The sequence below is a fragment of the Brevibacillus composti genome (assembly GCF_016406105.1).
In the GTDB taxonomy this organism is placed as follows: Bacteria; Bacillota; Bacilli; order Brevibacillales; family Brevibacillaceae; genus Brevibacillus; species Brevibacillus composti.
Genome location: NZ_CP066308.1, coordinates 3035975 through 3059561 on the forward strand (window position 1 = coordinate 3035975; position 23587 = coordinate 3059561).

The following is a 23587-nucleotide window of genomic DNA, read 5'->3' on the forward strand; positions in this document are numbered from 1 at the left end:
CCGGGGACCTATCGGGTGTCTGGTGTTGTCGTCGTGGCTCGCGATGCACCGGACCCAGCCAGCGAGGATACGGCTCCTCCCGGCACTGCAGCGGGTGGTTGCGTGGCTGGAGTGGTTGAACCGGACGATCCGGCTGCAGGGGCAAGCCCGCCCGCAGAGGCTGCACCAGTCCCTCCTGCGGCAGGAGCGGTTGTGCCCGTGGCAGCCGTACCTGTCGGGCTGCCTGTCGTTCTGGTGGACGGTGCTGTTGCTGCGCTGCCAGCCGTTCCAGCGGCAGGAACGAGTCCGCCCGTGCTTGCCGCAGCGCTCTCCGGTGCGGCTGCTGCTGTGCCGGCCGGCGCCGGGGCCAGTACGCCCGGATTCAGCTCATGGTACGCCTCCAGCAAACGGCGGGCGACATAGCCGGTCGCGTCCGAACTGGAGGTGCCGTCTCTCAAGCTGTCAGGAGCGACGACCACGAAAGCGATTTTCGGATTTTCGTAAGGCGCGTAGCCGATCAGCACCGCATTTTCCGCCGCTTTTCCCGTCTGGGCGGTACCTGTTTTGGCCGCAACCGAGAAGGGCAGGCCGGAAAACGTCCGGTACGCCGTTCCCCCCATCTGGGTAACCATGCGCATCCCTTCCTGAATCACCTTGAGGTGTTTGGGATCGATGTCGATTCGATTCAGTACCTCCGGCTCGATTACGGAGAGGGTTTTGCCGGATTGCAGCGGATCGGTGTTGCCGCTGCGAATCTCCCGGACCAGATGAGGGCGCAAACGGTATCCGCCATTGGCAATCGTGGACACGTACTGCCCCAGCTGGATGGGCGTGAAAATATCGTACTGGCCGATCAAGGCGTCCGCCAGGTTTCCATAGTGCGTGTTTTTGTTGATCACGCCTGTTCTCTCGCCCGGCAGGTCAATCCCTGTTTTGACGCCGAGGCCAAACTGGGCATTGTAGTAGCGGAGCAGGGAGAACTGCTCGGGAAGCTTGGAGATCCAGTCCTTTCCCGCCCGTCTTGCCAGGCGAACAGCCATCTCGTACATATATGTGTTGTTGGATACCTGCAAAGAGCGGCGGGCATTTACCGGACCATGACCGCCCGGCTTCCAGTTCCGCTTGTACGAGGTACCGACGTTCAGGCCCCCTCTGTCGATGATCGTCTCGCTAGGATTCGTCAAGCCTTCCTGCAGCGCGATCATGACCGAGAGCGGCTTGTAAGTCGAGGCCGGCGGGTAGGCGGCGTAGATAAACTTGTTGGACTCGTTCGGGAGAATTTCCGTCGAGTACCGTTTGTTAAACTCTTTGCGGTCGTAGTACAGGTTCAGGTCGTAGTCCGGGTAGCTGGCCATCGCCAGAATTTCACCCGTATTCGGATTCAAGGCGAGAACGTGGGCCTCTTTAAACTCTTTGGGCGTGGTCGGCCTTTTCTTGAACGCCTCTACCTCTTCCTTCAAGATCGCCTCCACTTTGCTCTGAAAACGCCAATCCAGCGTAAGCACCAGATCGTTGCCCGGCTCTGCCGGCCTTTTCAGGTTCCGCTCCAGGGTCTCCGAGTTCTTGTTGACGTGGACTTCCTCGATTCCGTCCTTGCCCCGCAGATAGCGCTCATAAAAGGCCTCCAGCCCGGTGACGCCGACGCGGTCAGTGGGGTTGTAGCCCTGCGCTTGATACTCTTTCAGATTCTCCGGCTTGATCGCATTGGTATAGCCGAGAATATGGGTGCCAAAGGCCGAACCGTCGGGATCTTTGTGGATCTCCCTGACAGGCTCCAGGACCACGGAGATGCCGGGAAGCTCCGAGAGTCTCTCTTCGATCTGGAAGCGCTCGTTTTCACTGATGTTTACCTTAACCCGCCGCGGAATATAGCTGGGCAGATGGGCTGAGCGCATTTCTTTCAGGAGGGACAGCTTATGCCATTGGAAGAGTCGCTGCTCCTCTGTGAGCCGCAGGTTGATTTCCAGCGAAAAGAGCGATGCGTACCGCAGCAAATCCATGTCTGACTTATTTTTCAGCTCATCGGGAGCAGGCAGCTTGCCGATTTGGTATTTGACCTCTTTCAGCAAATCGTCCCGGTCGTCCTTGTCCAAAGTCAGATTCAATTGCATATTGGTCGAAATGGCGTACTTCAATAGCTCCAGATCGGACATATCGTCAAAAGTCAACGCCTGTCCGGGGGCGTTCAGCTTCGTTTTCATCATGCTGAGGACTTTTTCCCGCTCCTTGTTGTCGAAGGGAGAACGGACGTGCAAGCCGACGTAGATGGCCGTCTTGACCAGCTCGTAATCGGACATCGCCTCCAGCTCCGATACTTTCGGCACCTTTTGCAGCTTGGGAATCAACCGGCCGATCAGCTCTTCCGTCTCCGCCCGGTTAAAGGCGACGGGCAGCGTGGAATTCAGCTCAATCGTCGTCTTCAGCAAGTCCTCATCCGTTCCAATTTTTTCGCCATCCATTGCCAGGATTTTGGCCAAACGGTCGGCCACCTGCTCCTCGTCAATATCCTGGCCCTGCTCCTCCACATATGTGATCGAGTAGACAGGCTTATTGGAGACGAGCACCACTCCGTTTTTATCCAGAATCCGACCGCGCGGGGCAGAGATGGGAAGCTCGCGAATGCTGTATTTCTCCAGTTGATGGCGGTATTGCTCTCCTTCGACGAGCTGGACGTAGGCCAGGCGCAGAATGATCGCAACAAAAAATAGAAATACGATGATAAAGAGGATGTTTAATCGCGCCGGTATATGAGATTTCAGCTCCTTCTTTTCCTCCACGACAACTCTCCTCCTTCCCGAAAGAATCAAGATTCTGGCGGTTTACTCCAGGGGAACATCCCGCTTTTCATTCACGGCCTGGCACAAGTTTTTCAGCGGTGCGTAGACCAAGAGGGCAAACAGCAGATTGAGCCCGACTGTCGGCAGGATTTGCCAATGGAGCATCCAGCGGACATCTACGGGAGCCGTCGAAAACAGGCGATGAACACTGTACAGCAGCCATTCATGACCGAACAGGATCAGACTGCAGGTGACGAGCACCATCGCAAAGCCGCGCTGAAACAGGATGACGATCAGCCCCGCAAAATAACTGGCGACCATCATCGTCATCATGTAGAGTCCGACGACCTGCCCGTACAAGAGGTCGTGCAACAGGCCGATCGCCAGGCCGTAGTACAACCCCTCCCGCCTGCCCAGAAACATCGAAATCAAAAGCGTTCCAACAAGTGCAAAGCGGGGTACTGTCAACCAGGACAGACCCCAAGCAGAAGGTGACACAAACTGAATCACAGTTCCCTCTAGCAGAAAAAGCAAGAGCAGCGTCAGTGTCAGCAAAAAGCGCGACATTTATTGCCCACCCCCAGGCGTTTGGGTCGGCTGCCCGGTAGGAACCAATTCGCCCGCCGGGGAGAACGTAAAGCCCCGCTCTACGACCATAACTTCATTTAACTGGGAGAAGTCGGCGCTCGGCTGAATGTAAGCCGTCTGCGTCAAACCGTAGTCATCCGGCTCGGCCTTCACGATGTATCCGATCGGCAGATTGCGCGGAATCACGCCTCCCAGTCCGGAAGACACGACTTGTTGATTTGCTTCAATTTTCTGTCCCCAAGCGATTTTCCGCATCACCAGCAGCCTCTCCTGCGGATCGTATTCTTCGATCACGCCGCTGACTGTCTGGTACATGATCCCGCCACTTGGATTCGGCACCTGCACTTGAATGTAGGCGGAAATGTGGTTTCTCCGTTCATAGCTGGTCAAGAGCTCGACGGTGGAGGAAAAGTTGGAAACGCTCTGCACGCGGCCGATCAGCCCTTTGGCTGTCATCACCGCCATGTCCTTTTTAATGCCGTGCTTCTGACCCATGTCAATCGTAATGGTATTATTCCATGTGTCCGGATTGCGCGCGACCACTTCGGCAAATCGGAGCTGATAGGATTTTACCAGACTTTCCTTTGCCTCCAAGGCTTCCCGCAGGCGGTCATTTTCTGCTTTCAGGTCGTGCAATTCCGCAGTTGTTCTCACATATTGATCCAGACTCGCCTTCAGTGCACGATTCTCTTCGTAGACACTGTACGCATCGCCAACTCCCTGAAAAAAGCCGGAAACAGCCTGAGCAGGGCGATAAAGCAAGCCCTGCATCAAGCTGAAGGTATCTTTGACAAACATCTCCGGCCAGCTGAGTTTAGACCGTTCCCGGGACGTGAAGCCCACAATGGTAATGAGCAAAACCAGGCCCACCAGGACAATAATTAGTCGCTTGTTCCCGAAAAACGACATGACGCAACCTCCGTTTATCTACCGCGTTTTTGCCGGGAAGAGGTTATTCCGTGCTTGGATTTGAACAGATGAAGGTTCTCGAGGGCACGGCCCGTTCCGATTGCCACACAATCCAATGCGTTTTCCGCTACGTGCACAGGCATCCCCGTCTCCTTGCTGATGAGGCGGTCCATATTGCGCAGCAAAGCGCCGCCGCCCGTCAGGACAATTCCTCTGTCCATGATGTCGGCAGCCAGCTCCGGCGGGCTCTTTTCCAGCGTCACTTTCACAGCCTCTACAATCGCGGAGACTGTCTCAGCGAGCGCTTCGGCTACCTCCGTGCTGCTGACGCTGATGGTCTTCGGCAAGCCGGTTACGAGGTCGCGGCCGCGGATTTCCACGGACTCCTCCACCTCCGGAGCAATCGCCGAACCGATCTCCAGCTTGAGCGTCTCCGAGCTGCGCTCCCCGATCATCAGATTATACTTTCGCTTGATGTATTGGACGATCGCCTCATCCATCTCGTCACCGGCTACCCGGATCGAACGGGCCGTCACGATGCCGCCCAGCGAGATGATTGCGACCTCTGTCGTACCTCCGCCGATATCCACGACCATGCTGCCCGTCGGTTCCCATACCGGCAGGTCCGCTCCAATGGCCGCTGCAAACGGCTCTTCAATCGTAAAGGCTTCTTTTGCTCCCGCCTGCTTGGTCGCATCTTCGACCGCGCGCTTTTCAACGGCGGTAATGCCCGAAGGCACGCAGACCATGACATTGGGACGGCGGCTGAACAAGCCCTGATTTTTTTGCGCCTGGTTGATAAAGTAGCGCATCATGGTCGCCGTGGTTTCGAAGTCGGCGATGACGCCGTCTTTCATCGGACGAACCGCAACGATATTGCCAGGCGTACGGCCGATCATATTTTTGGCGGCATTTCCGACCGCCTCGATGGTATTGGTATCTGTACGGATCGCCACGACGGACGGTTCCCGGACGACGATCCCTTTTCCTTTCGTAAATACAAGTGTATTGGCAGTGCCGAGGTCAATCCCCATGTCACGAGAAAATCCACCAAACATAGTAAAACTCCTTCCGCTAATTTCCATTTGCTCGTAAGTATTGTAAGTAGTTAGCGAAACAGCGGGGATTAGATATACCCCTGCTCCTTCAGGCTGACATAGCTGTCGTCACCAATGATGACATGATCCAATAGAGTGATTCCGATCAGGTCACCAGCTTCTTGCAGGGTCCGCGTGACGGCAATATCCTCCCGACTGGGCGTCGGGTCACCGCTCGGATGGTTGTGCAAGCAGATGATCGAAGCACTGCTGCGTCGGATGGCTTCTTTAAAGACCTCCCGCGGGTGGACGATGGAAGCGTCGAGACTGCCGACAAATATCGTCTGTTTTCCGATCACATGATTTTTGGTGTTGAGAAAAAGGCAGACAAAATGTTCTTGTGTCAGATGCTTCATCTCGGGGAGCATTAAATTGGCCACGTCACGCGGCAAACGGATCGTAGTTCGCTCATGCGAGGACTTCATCACTCGCCGTCCCAGTTCAAACGATGCCAGCAATCCTACTGCTTTCACCGGACCAATCCCTTTAATGGTTGTCAGCTCAGCATGAGAGGCTTGCGCCAGTCCGCCAATGTCGCCAAAGGTGGCAAGCAAGCGCTGGGCCAGCCCAAGGGCCGTCTCTCTTTCTCTTCCCGTGCGAAGCATGATGGCGATCAGTTCAGCATCCGATAGAAAGCCCGCTCCCTCCCGAAGCAGTCTTTCCCTTGGACGGTCATAATAAGGGACGTTTTTCATGTGAATTTTGTTACACGCTTTTTGTGCCAATTTTTACCGCCTCCAGCTTCTATCGGAGAACGGCGGAATACGGCTGGCAGAGGTAAGTAAAGTCCCAGTTGAAGCACGGCCGTTGCCGCTCTTTCAAGGATGAGATATTACCAATAGAACTCTTAATAAAGGGTGATGCCAAAACGGGAGAGCATATCTGCAGTCAAGCAAAGCGGCAAGCCCACGACAGTAAAATAGTCGCCGGCAATGCCTTCCACCAACGTGGCGCCGATCCCCTGAATCGCATAGGAGCCGGCCTTGTCCATCGGCTCCCGGGTTCGGATATAGCCATGAATCTCGCTCTCCGTCAACGGCCGAATGCGTACCTGCGTACTGCTGTGCGCAAGCTCGAACCTTCCTGTCTTCGCATCAATCAAGGCAACGCCGCTGTAGACGACATGCTCCTTCCCCTGAAGGGCGGAGAGCATCCGAAAAGCGTCCTGCTCGTCAGCAGGCTTGCCCAGTATGCGTTCACCCAAAACGACGATCGTATCGGAACCGAGTACGATCCCCTCCTCCACCTGGTCAGCCACGGCTTTGGCTTTGCGATAGGCCAGCTGCTCCACGATTTCATGGGGGCGCAGACCCGGTTCTGTGGACTCATCCACATCACTGGCCATCACCGTAAACGGAAGGCCGATTGTCTGCAAAAGCTCGCGGCGGCGAGGCGATGAGGAGGCTAAAATGAGAGTTGTGCTTGATTTCATGTGCCATCTACCTACTTCATTCTGCGATATATCCAAAATGCGAGGGCGAGCCCTCCAATACTAGCCAGATTTAGTTTTACCTGAAAGGTAAGGTCGTACTTCAAAATTTCTAAATCTGCTGCAGGTGACCATGTTATCACTTTGCTCTTTGTCAGAAAAGGGACCCAGGGGCCCAAAATCTCTCCCATCATGCTTCCGAAAAGCAAACCGGAAATTAAAAGAAACAAAAGTGTAAGCGTCTCTTTCCCCTTCATGTAAAAGCTCCACTCCCTGCTTGTGAGGGATTCTATTTTTGCCAACCATAAGTGTAGCAAATGAGACCATGTGAAACAATCCCTGAATACCCTTGGTAATTACTGTACAGAAAGAAAGGACTTCCGGCAAGAAATTATGCCGAAAGCCCCCGTTCGATTCCGATCAGATAGTTTCCTTTCCCGTTTGCTCGCCTTACTCTTCTTTTTCCACTGCCGCCGCCCAATCGACATACGATTCCCAGAACTGGAGGACGCCGGCCTGCACCTGCCAGGCATAGGACTCCGCGCTGTTCTGTTTCTTCCCGGCGATCGCTTCCACCATCTTTTCATGGGCAGCCATTCCCTGATTAATCCCGTTTATCATACCGGCAAACATCGGCTGCCATTTTTCCGGAGTCTCCAGGAGACGGCTCTCCTCCAGAAAACGGCGGTGCTGCTCCTTTAGCTGGGCTTCTTCTTCCTTTGACAGCGAGGATGGGGTCAGGCTGACGACGTTGCCCGACTCCAGCGACAATGCCTTGGCGATCTTCCAGCCATTCTGCAGGAAGCTATTCAGGTCAGGCGCTTTGTCTTTCGCTCCTCCGCCCGCTACGGTTACCTCACTCGTCAGAGGCGGCATTTTCATTTCTTTTACATAGACGTCGATTCCTTTTTGCTTCAGACTGCTTGCAAAGCCGAGCACGGCATTCCGGTCGGGTGCTCCCGCCGCAAACAGGTATTGCTTGTCGCCCTGTTTATACAACAGATGGGGCAAGCCCGCATCCTTCAGCGCAGCTACGGCTGCCTCACGCGGCACTTCCAGCTGAAAGGCGCCGGCCTGGGCGACAAACAGATCCTGCCCAGGTATATTCAGCTTGGTTGCGGAGGCTTGCACAGAGGCCGGCACGGGCTGCGCCTCTCCCCCTTCTGCCTCTGGAGTTGTTTTGGCGCCGCCCTGAGCAGTCAGGGTGGCCACCGTATCGCTTAAAACCGTCTGGTAGGATTGGTGAAGCTGCTCCTGATGGAAGACGCTGAGCACCATAAATCCGAACAAAAGGCCGATGGCAACCGCACCGCCCGTCGTCAGCAGCGTTTTGGCCCAGCCCTGCCTGTGAACCCAATCGGGTATCACGATCCGCGGCCGCCATCTGGGTGTATGGCTATTTTCGCGGGTCTGATCGGCCTGCGATACATACTCGCTACCCGTCTCTGTCATCTCACTCGTCTCCAGCTGCGCCTTGTCTCGAAGCTGGGCGAGCCGCGTCCAGGCATCCCCTTCCCGCTGCTGTTTTCTCACGGGCGCCTGATCGGCAACCGTATTCCAGCGAAGCGGCTGCTGTGCGCTTCTGCTTTTCTCCGCGCTCTGATTCGTCCACCGCTCGCCATTGAGTCTCACCGTCAGCTTGCTGTTTTTTCGATCCCCGTTCACCCCGAACGCCTCCCTTTTGCAAAGGCTACTTTGTACCAGCATACGCCCGGGAGGGACAGGTTATGACTCTCCGCTATCGGGGCAGGGTACCGGGATTCCAGGTGAGGAGAAGGCCGGCATGGACAAGACCTCCGCCAAAGCCGTAGATGAGCAGCGTGTCGCCCGCCTGCAGCTTGCCCTCCTGAATGGCCAAATTCCAGGCCAGGGGAATCGTCGCCGCGGAAGTATTTCCGCAGTATTTCATGCTGTGGAGGGTCTTCTCCAGCGGGAATCCGCTCTTCTCGCAGATGGACTCGATCATCCGCAGATTGGCGCTGTGCGGAATGAACCAGTCTACCTCCTCCAGCGTTTTTCCCGCCAGCTCGACGACCGCTTTCATGCCTTTGGGGATCGTCGTCACTGCCCATTTGTAGACTTCACGGCCGTTTTGCACGATGCATCCCCCGCCCGTCAGCTCCTGATCACCCATGCGCGCGGACAGGCCGGAACGATAGACGTGAATGCCTCCCTCTCCTTTTGCTCCGAGGTGTGCGGAGAGGAAGGATGGCTCATCGGCGTCCGCCTCCACCAGCACGGCTCCCGCGCCATCTCCGAACAGAATGCAAGTCGTGCGATCGGTGTAGTCCGTCACCTTGGACATCGTCTCGGTCGCCACCACGAGAACCTTTTGATGCAGGCCGGAGCTGATCATCCCGTTGGCTACATGGAGGGCATAGGAAAAGCCCGCACAGGTGGCGTTGAGGTCGAGAGCGCCTGCGCGGGTCATCGCGAAGTGCGCCTGCAGTCGGCTGGCTACGCTGGGAAAGGGAAAATCGGGAGTCGTCGTGGCGACCACGATCAAGTCGACATCCGATACATCTTTTCCCCAGACCTGTCTAAGGTTCTCTACAGCCGCGATGGCGAGATCGCTGCTGAACTGATCTTCCGCCGCAATTCTGCGCTCGTGCATGCCAGTTCGCTGAATGATCCACTCATCCGATGTCTCTACCAAGCGCTCCAGATCCGCGTTGGTCAAAATCTTTTCGGGGACGTAGGTGCCGATCGCCGTAATTAGGGCAGACGATTTTTTATTCATATTGGGCGTAGCCTCCGTTCGTTTTTATGACTTAGTGTTAGTACCTGGTACTAATTATAAGTATGAAAAACGTCGCGGTCAATTCCCTATTCTCTCATGGAAGAGGTATCTGCATGCCCTCCGAGGCGCCGCTGGATGAGCGCATAGCGAAAAGGCCTGGACAATCGAGTCCAGACCTTTCTGTATTTGAAACAAATTTGCAAACGAGTCGGCAGCCTATTTCTCCAGCTTATCGGCGAGCCAGTACGCCGATTTCCAGATGTCGCCGGCGCCCATCGTCAGCACGAGATCCCCGGGCTGCAGCGATTCTACCAGATGCGCCTGCACCAGTTCCTTCGTCGGGATGTACTGGGCACGCGGATGGCTGTTGCTGCGGATTTTTTCGACGAGCACTTCGGCCGTCACCCCTTCGATTCGGGCTTCGCCCGCCGGCGAGTAGATATCGGTGATGATCACCTCATCCGCATCCGCGAAGGCTTTGCTGAATTCATCCATGAGAAAATAGGTGCGCGTGTAGCGCTGCGGCTGGAAAACCGCGATGACGCGTCTCCCCGATGCCCTCGCGCCATTCAGCGTCGCCATGATCTCTGTCGGATGGTGTGCGTAGTCATCCACGACCAGGATGTTGCGCACATCGCCGATGATCTGAAAGCGCCGCTTGGCCCCGCTGAACGTGGTGAAGGCCGAGGCAATTTGGTCAAAGCTGAGTCCCGCCTCCAGACAGACGATGATGGCCGCCAGCGCATTGGCAATGTTGTGCGCACCCGGCACATAGAGGACGAGCTCGCCCAAAAGGACATCCCGCCGGTAAACCAGGCAGCTGGTTCGTCTGTCACCACAGACGATGTCGCGGGCGCTGAAATCAGCCTGATCCACATACGCAGGCTGGATCGAGTAGGTGATGATCTCTTCGGTTACGGTTTCCATCAATTCCCGAATGTGCTCATCATCCAGACAGAGGATCGCTTTTCCGCCCGGTTTCAGATGGCTGAGAAATTGGGCGTACGCCCGTTTCAGATTGGCAAAGTCCCCGCCAAAATGCTCCAGATGATCGGCCTCGATGTTAGTCACCACTTCGTAAGCCGGTTGGTACTCCAAAAACGAGCCATCGCTCTCATCAGCTTCCGCGATGACAAACTCGCTCTTGCCTGCTTTCGCATTCGTGCCCGCGCTGATCAGTTCGCCGCCGATGATAAACGTCGGGTCTACCCCGCAGGTTTCCATGACGTGCGCGATCATCGAGGTCGTCGTGGTTTTGCCGTGCGCTCCTGCCACAGCCACACCTTTGCCTTCATTTAAAATGCTGGCCAGCATTTTGGCGCGGTGCATGACGGGAATGCCCCTCTCTTTTGCCGCTACCACCTCCGGATTGTCCGGAGCGATACTCGTGGAATAGACAACCTTGTCACAACCGTTTACGTGATTTGCATCATGTCCGATATAGACGACAGCTCCGCGCTGTTCCAGTTTTTTCGCCAGTTCGTTCATGGCCACATCTGAGCCGGTTACCTTGTAACCCAGGTCGAGCAATACGCGGGCAATGGCACTCATGCCATATCCGCCTATACCTACAAAGTGGACGTGTTGGGCCTGATCCACCCTATTCACCTACCTCTTCTACAGTAGTGGGAAAGAATGTGCGCACTTGGGCGATGAAATAGAGCGAACCGCAGACAACCAACCAGTCGTCGCCGTTTGCTGTTCGGTTGTCCTTCACCCAAGAAGCGAGAAACTGGCGCCAATCGGAAATGAGCTCCAATCGAGCAGATTCCCAGCCGCCTGCAAGAAATGCTTCCTGCAAGTGGCCGGCGGTCGCCGCGCGGGGGAAGTCAAACGTCGTCAGTCGAACGGTTTCTACTTTTGTCTGCAATCCTCTCAGCGCTTCTGCCATACTCGCAAGCGGTTTATCCGCCAAGCCGGAAAAGAGCACATGCAGTCGTGCTTCCGGCGGCGTCAACCGCTGCAGGCTGGTGACCAGCGCTTCAATTCCTTCCTGATTATGTGCCCCGTCCAACATGACCATTGGCCGTGGAGAGACTACCTCTAGACGTCCCGGCCAGCGCGTTTGTTGCAGCCCGCGCGCAATTTCTTCTTCTTCCAAGAGATAGGAAAGGAAATTTCGCAGGATATCAATGGTCATCAAGGATACTGCCGCATTTACTGCCTGATGAGGGCCGTTCATGGCGAGGCGGTATTCGGCTTCCTCCCGCCGGAGCAGGCTGCGGTAGCGGATCGTCTGTTCGCCCACGCTCTCCTGTAGCTGCTCCACATCGAACTGGGAGCCGATCCGATACAGGGTGCTGCGAGATTTATCCGCCGCTTCCTGCAGGACCGCAAGCACCTCGGCCCGCCTCTCGCCGGTGATTACAGGTACCCCCGGCTTGATGATGCCTGCCTTTTCCCGGGCAATGTCGATGAGGCTGTTTCCCAACACGTCCATGTGATCCATACCTACGTTCGTAATAACCGTCGCGATGGGCAAAACAACGTTGGTCGAGTCGAGGCGACCGCCCAGCCCTGTTTCCCAGATCACCACTGCCGGTCTTGTGACGTTGGCAAAATAGAGGATAGCGATCAGGGTGATGACTTCAAACTCGGTCGGAGAGCCATGCCCCGATTCTGCCTCGCAGCGTTCAGCCAAATGCTTTGCCTCCCTGATCAATTCCACCAGATCGGCTTCCGGAATCATCGCGCCGTTATAGCGGATGCGTTCGCGGAAATCAATCAGGTAAGGCGATGTAAACATGCCCACACTGTATCCTGCTTCGATCAGCATCTGACTCAGGTAGGAGCAAGTGGAGCCTTTTCCGTTCGTACCGGCTACGTGAATAAATGCCAGTCTCCGTTCAGGATGTCCCACTTGCTCAAGCATCCACTGCATTCTCTCCAGCCCAGGCTTCTGCCCGAAACGAAGCAGTCCATGCAGCCAGTCTATGGCTTCTTCGTATGTTGCCAAACCTTCAGCTATCATGCCGCATTGCTCCATTCTCAAAAATATGCAAGGGAGGGGCGGTTCATTCGCCTTTTAGTTCTGTCAAGCGAGCCAATACTTTATCCCGTTTCTCCATGTACCCTTCCATTTTCGCCCGTTCCTCTGCGACTACTTTTTCCGGAGCCTTGGCCATGAAGCCCGGGTTGTTCAATTTCTTCTCGATGCGTTCCACTTCGCCGTGCAAGGTGGACAGCTCTTTCTCCAGCCGCTTGATCTCTTGCTCCAGGTCGATCAGACCGGCCAGCGGCAAGAACAGTTCCGCCCCTGCTACGACAGCGGACATCGCTTTATCCGGCGTTTGCAGCTGCTCGCTGATCTCCAGCCGCTCCGGATTGCAGAAGCGAATGAGGTATTCCTCTCCGCGCTTCAACCGCTCACTCGTAGCCTGGTCACCCGGCTTGATCAGCAGCTCGATTTTTTTGGACATCGGCACATTTACTTCCGCACGGATATTGCGGACATTGCGGATCACTTCGACCAGGAGATTCATCTCCGCTTCCGCTTCCGGGAACAGCCACTCTTCCTTGACCGTCGGCCACTTGGCTACCGTGATGCTCTCCCCTTCATGCGGCAGCGCTTGCCAGATTTCCTCGGTCATGTAAGGCATGAATGGATGCAGCAGGCGGAGCGTTTGATCCAGAACGGTCACGAGGACGGACTGGGTCGTCTTTTTCGCTGCGGCATCCGTGCCGTACAGCGGGAGCTTTGCCATCTCGATATACCAGTCGCAAAGATCATCCCAGATGAAGTTGTAGAGCACGCGTCCGGCTTCGCCAAATTCAAACTGATCCATCAGGCGGGTCGCGTCTTTGATCGTCGCTTGCAGGCGGGACAGAATCCATTTGTCAGGCGTGGACAATTCGCCGCTCAAATCGATATCTTCGTAACGGAAGTCAGCCATGTTCATCAGGGCAAAACGGGAGGCGTTCCAGATCTTGTTGGCGAAATTGCGGTTGGCCTCTACCTTTTCCCAGTAGAAACGCTGGTCATTGCCCGGCGAGTTGCCTGTCGCCAGCGTGAAGCGAAGCGCATCCGCTCCGTATTTCTCGATAACTTCCATCGGGTCGACGCCATTGCCCAGCGACTTGGACATTTTACGCCCTTCCGAATCGCGGATAATGCCGTGGATCAGAACGGTCTCAAACGGATTTTTCCCGGTAAACTCCAGGCCGCTGAAGATCATCCGGGCCACCCAGAAGAAGATGATGTCATAGCCGGTCACCAGCACATTGGTCGGGTAGAAATACTTCATGTCCTCCGTCTCATCCGGCCAGCCCAGCGTGGAAAACGGCCAGAGCGCGGAGGAGAACCAGGTATCCAGCACATCGGCATCCTGCTGCAGCTGATGGCTGTGGCAGTGCGGGCACTCGCCCACATCCTCGCGGGAGACGATGGTTTCGCCGCAATCCTGGCAGTACCAGGCGGGAATCCGATGGCCCCACCAGAGCTGACGGGAGATGCACCAGTCGCGGATGTTTTCGATCCAGCGCAGGTAGTTGGTCTTGAAGCGATCCGGAACGAATTTGACGCTCTCTTCGCTGTAGGCATTGGCGATCGCCGCATCGGCCAGCGGCTGCATTTTGACGAACCATTGGGTCGAGAGATACGGCTCCACGACGGCGTCGCTGCGTTCGCTGTGGCCGACCTGGTGAATATGCTCTTCTATTTTGAACATGACGCCTTGTTCGGTCAGGTCCTTGATGATTTGCTTGCGGCACTCGAAGCGGTCCAGCCCCTGGTAGCCAGCTGCATTTTCGTTCATCGTGCCGGATTCGTCCATCACCACAATTTGCGGCAGGTTGTGTCTTTGTCCCAGCTCGAAGTCGTTCGGGTCATGAGCGGGCGTAATTTTTACCGCGCCGGAGCCGAATTCCGGATCGACGTAATCGTCAGCCACAATCGGGATTTCCCGACCGACGAGAGGCAGGATGACGGTCTTTCCAACCAGATGCTTGTAGCGCTCGTCTTCCGGATGAACCGCTACGGCCGTGTCGCCCAGCATCGTTTCGGGACGGGTCGTGGCCACCTCGATGTAGCCGCTTCCGTCAGCCAGCGGATAGCGCATATGATGCAAAGCGCCTTTTACTTCTTTATAGATCACTTCGATGTCGGACAGTGCCGTGCGTGCAGCCGGGTCCCAGTTGATGATGCGGTTGCCGCGGTAGATCAGTCCTTTTTCGTACAGGCGCACAAACACCTCGCGTACGGCGCGGGACAGCCCCTCGTCCATCGTAAAACGCTCGCGGGAGTAGTCGAGTGCCAGGCCCAGCTTTTCCCACTGCTCACGGATGTGCTCGGCGTAGATATGTTTCCACTCCCACACCTTTTCCAGGAACTTCTCCCGGCCGAGGTCGTGACGGGAGATGCCTTCTTCCCGCAGCGTCGCCTCTACGCGGGCTTGGGTGGCGATCCCGGCATGATCCATCCCCGGCAAAAACAGCGTGCTGTAGCCCTGCATCCGCTTGGTTCTAGTGATGATGTCCTGCAAGGTGGTGTCCAGCGCATGCCCGAGATGCAGCTTGCCGGTCACGTTTGGCGGCGGGATGACGATCGTAAACGGTTGTTTCTCTGGATCGCGCTCCGCCTTGAAAAACTGCTTTTCCATCCAATAGCGATACCATTTGGATTCCGCTGCTTTGGGGTCGTAGTTTTTGGGCAGCAATTGATCAATGTCATTCGTCGCTTGTTGATTCGACATGGCATATCCTCCTTCAGAAAATAAAAAAACCTTTCATCTCAAAGGACGAAAGGATTGTTTCGCGGTACCACCTTTGTTAACGCAGCAGCATGACGAATCCATGCACGGCGCTCACTTTGACAAGATAACGGTTGTAAACCGGCCGCGGCTACAGCATCAGCTCTCGCCGTGACAACTCCCGGGCGACCTTCGATCAGACCTGTCCTTAGAGAATCTCGCAGCTTACCGATTCTCCCTCTCTGCCAAGGCGTTCTGCTCTACTCTTCCCGATCATCGCTTGTACTGGTTCTATTCTTGGTCAATCGTAATGTATTATATACAATCATCGCCGCGCCCGTCAAACCCGGTTTCTCAGGCCTGCTTCAGGGAGATGCCCAAAGCCTCCGCAAAACCGAGGACGTGCAGGATGTCCAAAATTTCCTCACGTACATTAATAATGTCAATTTTTTTCCCCAAGGTGAGCAAATCTTTGGTCGTAAAAAACAAATGGCCGATACCGGAAGAGTCCACGAACGTGACATCTTGGAAATCTACGGTGACGGCGCCGTTTCTCTCTCCGTATTCACGCAGAAGATTGCCGACCCGTTCACCGACAGCCATGTCCAATTCACCGGCAAAATACAATATCGCTTGTCCGTTCTCTTCAATTGCCCGGAAGTCCATGTTCAAACTCCTCTCTCGCTTTCTTTCTCTCTTCGCCAACAATTCGTCCTCGTTCTATTAAATTCCCGCTTTGTCCGCCTTCCAAACATCCGCTCAGGGAATGATCGCCTCCAAAACCAGCTTGGTTCCCACCGAAGAGGTGCCGACCAGCAGACGATAGCAGAACTGAAGCATGACATGAAAGCCTACGCCGAGGGAATGCTTGCTCGAATACCCTTGCCGCAGCGTCGCATTCGGAAGCTCCTCCAGGAGGATCCCCTGTCCCCGGTCGTGGACGATGACGCGCAACAAACGCTCCTCCCTGCATATGTAGATGGTGACGGTTCCCCCCGATCCGTGCTTCAGGGTATTGGTCGCCGCTTCATTGACAGCGACGAGAAATTGCAGGCTCCGTTTCTCCGGCATGGCCAGCGGCGCCATGATTTTCTTGCACTCCGTCCGCAGCGAAGCCAGATCCTCGGCCGACGTAATCGTAATGCTCGCTACTTGCTTGCCTCTCTCCGTCAGCTCATGCAGTTCCTGATCGGTCAGCAGGATGAGCTTGTCCTGCGTGACGGCACCCATCACCTGCTTGTACAGCTCCCACTCCTTCTGTTGCCGCTTTCGCTCCGCGGCGATCGCTTCCGTCACATCGATCAGGGCTAGGCCGCAGGTCTGATCCGGCAAAGGCGACGCATACAATTCAAACATCCGCTTGCCGTCAGCCGATACCAGCTGCTCGCGAACGGCCGATCCGCTCCAGACCGCTTCCTCAGCCACCCGCTTCAGATCTTCTGTCATCTTTTCCTCGATCATCTGCCCGCCGATGGGCCGAACTACGCCGTTTTCCATTACATACAGGTAGATCGACTGCACCTGGCGCAAGATCGAGAGCTTTTGCAGCTCCTCTTTAATCATGCGGTGCCGCTCATCCTCGGGCTGCCTCAGCTCCAGCGGCCATTCATCCGTAAGCGGATCCCGCCTCCGATGCCACTGGAGAAATTCGTCCAGCAGCAGCCGCTCCAGGACTTCTTCCCGCCGCAGCACCTTTTCGATATCCAGTACATAGTAGGGCACATCACGAATTCCTTGAAAAGCGCTGCCCACAATCCGAAAGTCTGCTGCCAGTTCTACTTCTACCTGCGCGGACAGCGTTTCCTGCTTGCAATACAAACCAATCGCCGTCCGGCTGATCGCCCGCAACTCTGCAAGGGCCGTCTGTCCCGATTCGAGCGTGACCCGCACTTTTCGCGCGGGCACCACCTTTTTTGCCGCTCCCGCTCGAAGTGCGTGAAGACAGTTATGACATGCAGGATTCGTCGGGCACTCCTCACACAACATCATCGATTACAGCCTCCTGTTCTGTACCTGATTGAAATCGCAGGATCAACAGGGAAATATCATCCGTCTGCAGCGATTCGCTCGTTTGCGACTTTACGTAATTTTCCACGATGGCGATGCTGTCCTCATCTTCTGACAACAGGCCTTCGTGCCTTAACCGAGTAAACCCCTCCAGCCATTGATTGACACAGCGCTGCAGGTCATTTCGGCTCAAATCCAGCAGCCCGTCCGTATACGCCAAGAGAATGCCCTCTTCTTTCAGCGGGATGGTCTCTCTCTCGTAAAAGCTGTCGGGAGAAAGGCCCAGCCCAAGTCCGCCGCAGCAGGGCAGGAGCGCGGCTCCTGAGGCGGTCAGATATAGCGGCTGGGGATGCCCGGCCCGGCTGATCAGCAGTGCATGCTCGTGGCTGTCGTAGATGGCGACCAGCATCGTGATGAAAGAACGGGTTTTGATCAAATCCTCGTACAGCAGCGAATTGAGCCGCTGCAAGATCAATTCGGGCTCCCAGCAAGTCTGCGTCACGGCCCGAACCGCACTGCGGATTCCTGTCGTCATCAGACTGGCCGGCAAGCCATGGCCGGATACGTCCGCGATGACAAAGCAGGTGCGCCGCTCATCCAGCTTGAGATAGTCGATATAATCGCCGCCCACATAGGTATCGGGCAGGAAAACGGCCTTGGCTTCCAGCTTCGGAAGCAGCAGCCGGCCATCGGGCATCAACATTCTTTGTATTTTCTGAGCCAATTCCATCTCCTGCTCCATTAACCGAAGCTCCAAGAGCTGGTTCTCTTGCAGGCACCTCAGGATCAAGCCGCGTACATTGACGATCAGGAGCTGGTAAAAAGACTGTTCCAAGAGCAGTTCTTCTTCATTCTCGGTCACGCATTTTGCTTGCATCACCACGTATCGGGGAACGAGCGGCGTGTCCTGCTCTTCATCAACGGCTATCCTCTCCGTAACGTCTCGCTGGATGCCGGAATGATCCTCATCTCCGCGGATGATCTCATAATATACGACTCCATCCTGAGATTCCAGCGAAAGACGCAGGTAAACCAGGTTGTCCATTTTCGCAAACCAGACATCCACCAATTCTTCGATGACTTGCTGCAAATTCTCGTAGCTGACTTCCCGCAAGCTCTGCTCATTGCTGGCCAATAGCAGCTTCTCGTAGGTCTGCTTGAGGCTCAGCATTTTGGAGAGCTGATAGTTTTTTCCCTGGATTTGTTCCAACTGCTCGGAAAATTTTTTCTCCAAGCTGCCCGCCGTCTTCAGCGTCTGCCGGATCAGCGATTGATTTCTGCTTTTCGTCAGGCAGATGCGGACGGTCGTAATGATGGCCGCAATTCCGAACCCGATCATATACACCCAGGATTCCCGCCAGGTCAGCATCGCGATCAGCTGGATGATCAGGAGCACCTGCATCGCATTGGAGTCCTGGATACTGAAATGAAGCTGCTCGTGCAGGTAACTGTGCTCGTCCATGACGACAGATTTAGATCTGTTGCGCGGAAAGCGGTAATGAGCAAAGACCAGGATGCCGATGGAAAGAACCCCGAAGATCATAACCACGGGTTCGGGAAGAAGCTGGTGGAGCATCACCGTCACAATCAATAGCAACGTCGCCAGCAACAGCTCTGCCTTCCGCTCTGTCTGCTTGCCGTTCAGCCGGGCATTGGCCATGTACACGGTAACTAACGGAAACACCAGCAATAATCCACTGAATAGATGCATCAAAATGAAAGTGGAGCCCGTCTCCGCGGGAGAGAAGACGATGGTAAGCACCGTCGCGCCGTAGATCGCCAGAAAGGCAACAGAATCCAGAACCGTTTTCCACTGGTCGTAGTAGATATGAGGGGCAAGTGGATAGACATGCAGAGACATCAGAAAAAAGAGGTAAAACAGGCTGTCCAGCGGCAGGCTGATGATTCTCACGACGGGATCCGGATGATTGATCATCAGATGGGACAGTCCCCACAAAATCAGGCCAACCCCCTGCAAGAAGGAGATGTCGTACCATTTTTTGATCGACACCAGCTGCCGGGAGAAGAGCACGATCGTCACACCCGCTGCGATGCTGCATACGTATAAAATCGCCTGCCATATCATAGAGAATCACCTTTTTGCCTTCGATTGTCGTTCCTGTACTGCCCATGTTGTTGATTCTGTACCCGGATCCAAGCTGGCGCAAACTATTTTTCTTATTATAGCGCATCTTTGCCCTGTTTTGAGCAGGGGCTTCGCTTCCTGCCATACACTGGCAGGGGCGCTGGCGCATAGACTGAAACGAGGTGATCGGAATGTCTCGATGGAAATACCACCCCACGTATATACGGATTAAATACGGCTGCAAACAGATTCTTTTGCCTTTGATAATCTTTCAATTTATCCGAACCGTTTTCGTTCCCACATCATTTGATGTCATTCTGCTCGGATTGCTGGCTCTCCTCTACGTAGCCGTCATCCTGGACTGGATCTGACCGGCCTCGATCTATGCGATTTTGGGCAAACAAAAAACGCCCCACGCGGTGAGACGTTTTCCTCTGTTAAAACGCTTGCTGCACCCAGCGGTTCAAGCGCAACAGCCGGTCCATATCCTTTTCCAGCCTTTTGACGGCGTACAGCTCACTCCACTCGTTCTTCCCGCCGTAATAGATCGCGATGTCTCTCATGATGCGCTCCGGATACGTGAGGAAAGCGACGAGCAGATTGGTCTCCTCGGAGCGAAGAGGGAATATCTCCATGTAGCGACGGAAGAGCTGACTGGCTCCCGCTTCATCTCCGGCGAGGTAAAAATACGTCCGGTAAAACAGGGCCAAATCTCTGGTCGGGGTATCGAAGACGGCCCGGTCAAAATTGAGCAAGCGGGCTTTTCCATGCCGATCTGTGAGGACGTGAGCCGGTTGGGGGGAGCCGTGGATGAGGGACAGCCGAAAATGGGCATACGTCCGATGTCTCTCACGCCATTCCTGCAGTTGTCTGATGGCCGTCTGGGCCGTCTCCCTGACAAAGGCTTGATTGGCCAAAAACACAATATCAAACGGAGACGGATAGAGCCGCTCGCCCGCGATCTCAGCAGCCTTATCCATCTGCAGGAGGAACCCGTCCCACCGCTTGAGCATGGTGTCGATCAAAGGCTCCACCTGTCTGGGGTCGTCAAATCGATAGTTTTGTGTCAGATGATGAAGCTCTGCCAAGCGTTCGACCGCAGGCTGCGCCCAGGCGAGAGGCTGATACTGCCGCCGTGTCGTGCCTGGATGCCATTCTGTCAGATAATACGTGTCTTTCCCGTACTTTACATAGGGTTCATCGTATTTGGTATAAAAAAAGGGAACGGCCCCCTCCCATCCTCTCCGCTCCAATTGGCGCAGCACCCCGCTGACCGCATGCAGGCGCTGGGGATCCGTCCGCGTCCTTTTGCAGGCAAAATCGCCGTATGGAGTGACCGCTCTGTACACATTGGGGGACTTTACCATCTCTATCTTCTGGGCAAACATGTCATATTCCTGAAACAGCGGAAAGATATCGTCAAAGCGCTTCATGCTTTTGACTCACTCCTCATTCCCTCGGCGCGCTCGGCGATATGCCCAATCAGCTGATCCACCGCTTGCTGCTGGTGGACAGCTTGCTCCAGCCTGGCCAAACGCTCCTCCTCCGGCTCTCCGTTTAACCTGAACACCGCTTGCAGTTCTCTCCAGACCTCCAGCGGGAAGCCCATAAAGGCTACCAACAGCGTATACTCGCTTTGGCTAAGGGGGCGGATTTCCTCGTAACCGTCCAGAAAGGCGTCGATTTGCGCCAAGTCTTCGTGGACGAGGTACAGCTCCCGCAGATACCCCGCTACATCCCGCTGGGCTACGGACAACTTCGGTTTGAAAAAGCCATGCAAAAACAGCTTGTCACGGACCATGACCCAATTGTCGCGGCTGATTCGGCCATGTGTGACAAACAGGTCGGCGTGATCGATACGGGCACTTTGCAGCAGAGAGGCGCAGCGCCGCATTCTCTCCAAAAGCGGCGGGAACAGCCAGGAAACCGCCTCATACCTTCGCGCCGATGGACGCCCCCTGAAGCGCAGCGTCCCCAGAAAATCTTCGGCCCGTTTCACTTCTGAAGCCGCTTTGCCCTGCGCCCGCTCCCAGTAATCGGCAGCGTGAAATTGCCGGCTTTCGCGCTGTGCAGCGTGCATCATCGCGACGATCTCGCCGCACTGCCGAGCCAATTCCACCGTAGGAGTCACCGCTTCGATGTGGCGCTGATGATCGGTTAAGGTGATTCCCCGCTGGCCCATCATCACGTACGGCTTGGCATCCCGGGTGCGAATAAATCGCTCCAGCTGGCGAAACCCTTGCCTTGCCATGCTCTCCCGCCAGAAAAACGACCATCGCATGACATCTGCTCGCGGCCAGATGTGAAGTTCCTTCGGGCCTCGGTTTGTCTCCAACAGATAGCAATCCTCCAGCGGGGTGATGTGGATGACCCTTGCCCGATACCGTTGACACAACTCGGACAGATTGATTTGCTCCACCGCCCCCGCCTCCTCTACTGTGGAATGTAAATAATCTGACCGGCTACGATCTGATCCGAACGCAAATTGTTTACCTCCAAAATGCGGGACGGGGGCAGGGAATAGCGTTGCGAGATCGTCTCCAATGTCTCATCGCGCTGGATGATGCACAGTTTCAGCCGGCTTTTCTTCTCCTCTTTGTTCTGGACAAAGGAACTGAGGTTCTGCATCGTCTCGATGGCAGCGTGATCGGCATCTACGGGCCCCCTTCGCGTGGCGGAAGAGGACTCTTCCACGGCTTTCTCCTCTTGCTTCGTCCGCGTGGCTTGCGAGAAAATCGAGGTCAAATTGAGCTTGCCCCCTTCCTCGCGATGGGCTTTGCTGGTGATCGCCACGCGCACCTCTTTTTCCTCGGCTGCCTCCGGTACCGGGGGAGCGGCCGACGCTTCCACGCTTTCCGGTTCACCGCTCTCCTCCGCGGACACTTCCTGAGACTCATCTACGGCGGTTTCCGCGGACTCTTCCGCATCATTTGCGGCTGTCGTCTCAACGGATGCTTCCGCAGCCGTCACGCTGCTTTCTTCAGCCGTTTCCGGAGCGGGTTGTTGCGCTTCGGCGGCGCTCTCCTGCGAAGCGGAGGCCGGAGCAATCTCCTGTTGTCTGGGTTCCTCACGGGGAGCTGCTGCTGCCTCTGCTTTTGGCGCAGCTGCCTCCACGGCCTCTTCATGGACCACCTGGCTTGCCTCCTGCAATGGGGACGGCGGCGCCTGCTTCACGCTGGGCACTTCTTTGTGCATGGGGACCTTCTGTTCGGCCGCCCGCCATGGGGACACCGTTTCCCGCTCGGCATCGGCCTCGCTCTGGACAGCCGGCCTCACGACAGGCTCGGCGTCAGGACGCATCCCTTCATACAAATTCGCGTTTTCTTCCGTCTCCTGCCAGGATACAGGCTCGATCGAATAGCTGGGCTCGGAATCGGACAATACGGGCTCTTCCTGCGAAATGAAATCGTCGGTCACGTCGCCAAAACTCTGCTGCCGATCCGCCGGCTGGTTGGACGCCGTCCTGCCGGCGATTGATTGAAACATGGCCGCAAACCCGCTGGAGTTCTCTTGCTTGGCCCGGTCCTGCTCTTCTTCTTCCTCTTCTTCCGGCTCATCCTGCCGTTTCATTTCACTCTCCAGCTCGGCCAGCTTTTTCTCGATGTCTTCCAGCGAGATCGGCTGAATCCCGCTTTCTTCCTGTTCGTGCGCCGCATAGGCATATTCCCACTGCTCCTGGTCAGGCTCGTTCTCTTCCGCTCCGTCTTCGTAGCTGGCTGGCTGGGCCACCGACTGCTGGGGCTCCCCGATCTTGATGCCGGCGATGACCAGATCCGCTTCGATCAGCAGCTGATGAGCGGACTGCAATTGATAGTCAAAGCTGTCTACCACCGCGTATATATCCTCAATCTCGGCGATCCGGTTCAGCGGTATGGTGATATTGAGCGGAATCCGATGCTGGAGCTGCTCTTCCCGGCCGTACAGCTGCCCTTCGGAACCACCCGGACGAAAGGGTGAAAACGTAACGGCTTCGACCAAGGTGTCCGCACTGCCTTCGGCTGACTCGAAGGCCTCCTTGGTCGGCTTGTATTTTCCGAATAACTGCAGACAACCCGTGATGGAGATGGCTGTATCTGTTTCCAGCACCTCGACGTCAGGAACCAGTTCCAGCTCCTTCCATTCTTCGATACCAGCTTTATCGGATGAGAGGAAAATGGTTTCCTTGATGGCAAACGAGAGCAGTCCATCCTGTATCGACATGCGTGTTCCCCCTTTCAAGTGCAGGACATTTCCCTACACTATATGGGGTTGACGGGCTTTTTAGCACCAGAACTTGCGGGACAGAAAA

Annotated in this window: 19 protein-coding genes and 1 other annotated feature; of the genes, 1 reads left to right on the forward strand and 18 read right to left on the reverse strand. The window is 55.6% G+C overall.

From position 1 onward, the window contains the following. Positions 1 to 8 precede the first annotated feature (8 nt). The 15 genes from JD108_RS15465 to JD108_RS22385 all read right to left on the reverse strand — a co-directional run bounded on the left by JD108_RS15465 (position 9) and on the right by JD108_RS22385 (position 19299). Positions 9 to 2756, reverse strand: coding sequence for a peptidoglycan D,D-transpeptidase FtsI family protein (locus tag JD108_RS15465; protein ID WP_228728165.1), 2748 nt, complete (start codon positions 2754 to 2756; stop codon positions 9 to 11). Between the two features lie 42 nt (positions 2757 to 2798). After that, positions 2799 to 3323, reverse strand: coding sequence for a rod shape-determining protein MreD (gene mreD, locus JD108_RS15470; RefSeq protein WP_198826920.1), 525 nt, complete (start codon positions 3321 to 3323; stop codon positions 2799 to 2801). Further along, complete coding sequence (gene mreC, locus JD108_RS15475; protein WP_198826921.1) at positions 3324 to 4253, reverse strand: rod shape-determining protein MreC; 930 nt, start codon at positions 4251 to 4253, stop codon at positions 3324 to 3326. 14 nt (positions 4254 to 4267) lie between these two features. Then, complete coding sequence (locus tag JD108_RS15480) at positions 4268 to 5311, reverse strand: rod shape-determining protein (RefSeq protein ID WP_198826922.1); 1044 nt, start codon at positions 5309 to 5311, stop codon at positions 4268 to 4270. Positions 5312 to 5379: 68 nt separating this feature from the next. Next, complete coding sequence (radC, locus tag JD108_RS15485) at positions 5380 to 6075, reverse strand: RadC family protein (RefSeq protein WP_323958376.1); 696 nt, start codon at positions 6073 to 6075, stop codon at positions 5380 to 5382. 122 nt (positions 6076 to 6197) lie between these two features. Next, complete coding sequence (locus tag JD108_RS15490; RefSeq protein WP_198826923.1) at positions 6198 to 6782, reverse strand: Maf family protein; 585 nt, start codon at positions 6780 to 6782, stop codon at positions 6198 to 6200. An 11-nt stretch (positions 6783 to 6793) separates the two neighbouring features. Continuing rightward, positions 6794 to 7036 carry a DUF4321 domain-containing protein gene (locus JD108_RS15495; protein ID WP_198826924.1) on the reverse strand — a complete coding sequence of 81 codons (243 nt, stop codon included), beginning with the start codon at positions 7034 to 7036 and terminating at the stop codon, positions 6794 to 6796. 193 nt (positions 7037 to 7229) lie between these two features. After that, positions 7230 to 8444: a hypothetical protein gene (locus JD108_RS15500; protein WP_198826925.1), complete on the reverse strand. Its 1215-nt coding sequence runs from the start codon at positions 8442 to 8444 to the stop codon at positions 7230 to 7232. Between the two features lie 73 nt (positions 8445 to 8517). Beyond that, positions 8518 to 9519: a ketoacyl-ACP synthase III gene (locus JD108_RS15505; protein WP_198826926.1), complete on the reverse strand. Its 1002-nt coding sequence runs from the start codon at positions 9517 to 9519 to the stop codon at positions 8518 to 8520. A 216-nt stretch (positions 9520 to 9735) separates the two neighbouring features. Next, positions 9736 to 11118 carry a UDP-N-acetylmuramate--L-alanine ligase gene (murC, locus tag JD108_RS15510; RefSeq protein WP_198826927.1) on the reverse strand — a complete coding sequence of 461 codons (1383 nt, stop codon included), beginning with the start codon at positions 11116 to 11118 and terminating at the stop codon, positions 9736 to 9738. Position 11119: 1 nt separating this feature from the next. Continuing rightward, complete coding sequence (locus JD108_RS15515) at positions 11120 to 12490, reverse strand: bifunctional folylpolyglutamate synthase/dihydrofolate synthase (RefSeq protein WP_198826928.1); 1371 nt, start codon at positions 12488 to 12490, stop codon at positions 11120 to 11122. A gap of 43 nt (positions 12491 to 12533) precedes the next feature. Then, positions 12534 to 15209 carry a valine--tRNA ligase gene (locus JD108_RS15520; protein WP_198826929.1) on the reverse strand — a complete coding sequence of 892 codons (2676 nt, stop codon included), beginning with the start codon at positions 15207 to 15209 and terminating at the stop codon, positions 12534 to 12536. A gap of 38 nt (positions 15210 to 15247) precedes the next feature. After that, positions 15248 to 15492 (reverse strand) — a binding site (T-box leader). A 68-nt stretch (positions 15493 to 15560) separates the two neighbouring features. Continuing rightward, positions 15561 to 15872 (reverse strand): STAS domain-containing protein, encoded by a 312-nt coding sequence (locus JD108_RS15525; protein ID WP_198826930.1) that lies wholly within the window; start codon positions 15870 to 15872, stop codon positions 15561 to 15563. Positions 15873 to 15965: 93 nt separating this feature from the next. Beyond that, positions 15966 to 17195, reverse strand: coding sequence for an ATP-binding protein (locus tag JD108_RS15530; RefSeq protein WP_198826931.1), 1230 nt, complete (start codon positions 17193 to 17195; stop codon positions 15966 to 15968). Beyond that, positions 17182 to 19299 (reverse strand): PP2C family protein-serine/threonine phosphatase, encoded by a 2118-nt coding sequence (locus JD108_RS22385; protein WP_228728166.1) that lies wholly within the window; start codon positions 19297 to 19299, stop codon positions 17182 to 17184. Before JD108_RS22385 ends, JD108_RS15530 begins: the two co-directional genes overlap by 14 nt. A 191-nt stretch (positions 19300 to 19490) precedes the next feature. Between JD108_RS22385 and JD108_RS15540 the strand changes: the two genes are divergently transcribed. After that, the gene (locus JD108_RS15540) at positions 19491 to 19670 is read left to right on the forward strand and encodes a hypothetical protein (protein WP_198826932.1); all 180 of its coding nucleotides are present in this window, start codon (positions 19491 to 19493) and stop codon (positions 19668 to 19670) included. Between the two features lie 66 nt (positions 19671 to 19736). Here JD108_RS15540 and JD108_RS15545 read toward each other — a convergent pair whose 3' ends face one another. Genes JD108_RS15545 through JD108_RS15555 form a run of 3 tightly spaced genes read right to left on the reverse strand, consistent with a single transcriptional unit; the run spans position 19737 to position 23499 of the window. Beyond that, positions 19737 to 20732 carry a protein kinase family protein gene (locus JD108_RS15545; RefSeq protein ID WP_198826933.1) on the reverse strand — a complete coding sequence of 332 codons (996 nt, stop codon included), beginning with the start codon at positions 20730 to 20732 and terminating at the stop codon, positions 19737 to 19739. Beyond that, positions 20729 to 21718, reverse strand: a complete 990-nt coding sequence (locus tag JD108_RS15550) for a protein kinase family protein (protein WP_198826934.1) — start codon at positions 21716 to 21718, stop codon at positions 20729 to 20731. The genes JD108_RS15545 and JD108_RS15550 overlap by 4 nt, the downstream gene beginning before the upstream one ends. Before the next feature lie 14 nt (positions 21719 to 21732). Beyond that, a complete protein-coding gene (locus JD108_RS15555; protein ID WP_198826935.1) occupies positions 21733 to 23499 on the reverse strand; it encodes a LysM peptidoglycan-binding domain-containing protein in 1767 nt (588 codons plus the stop codon). Between the last annotated feature and the right edge of the window lie 88 nt (positions 23500 to 23587).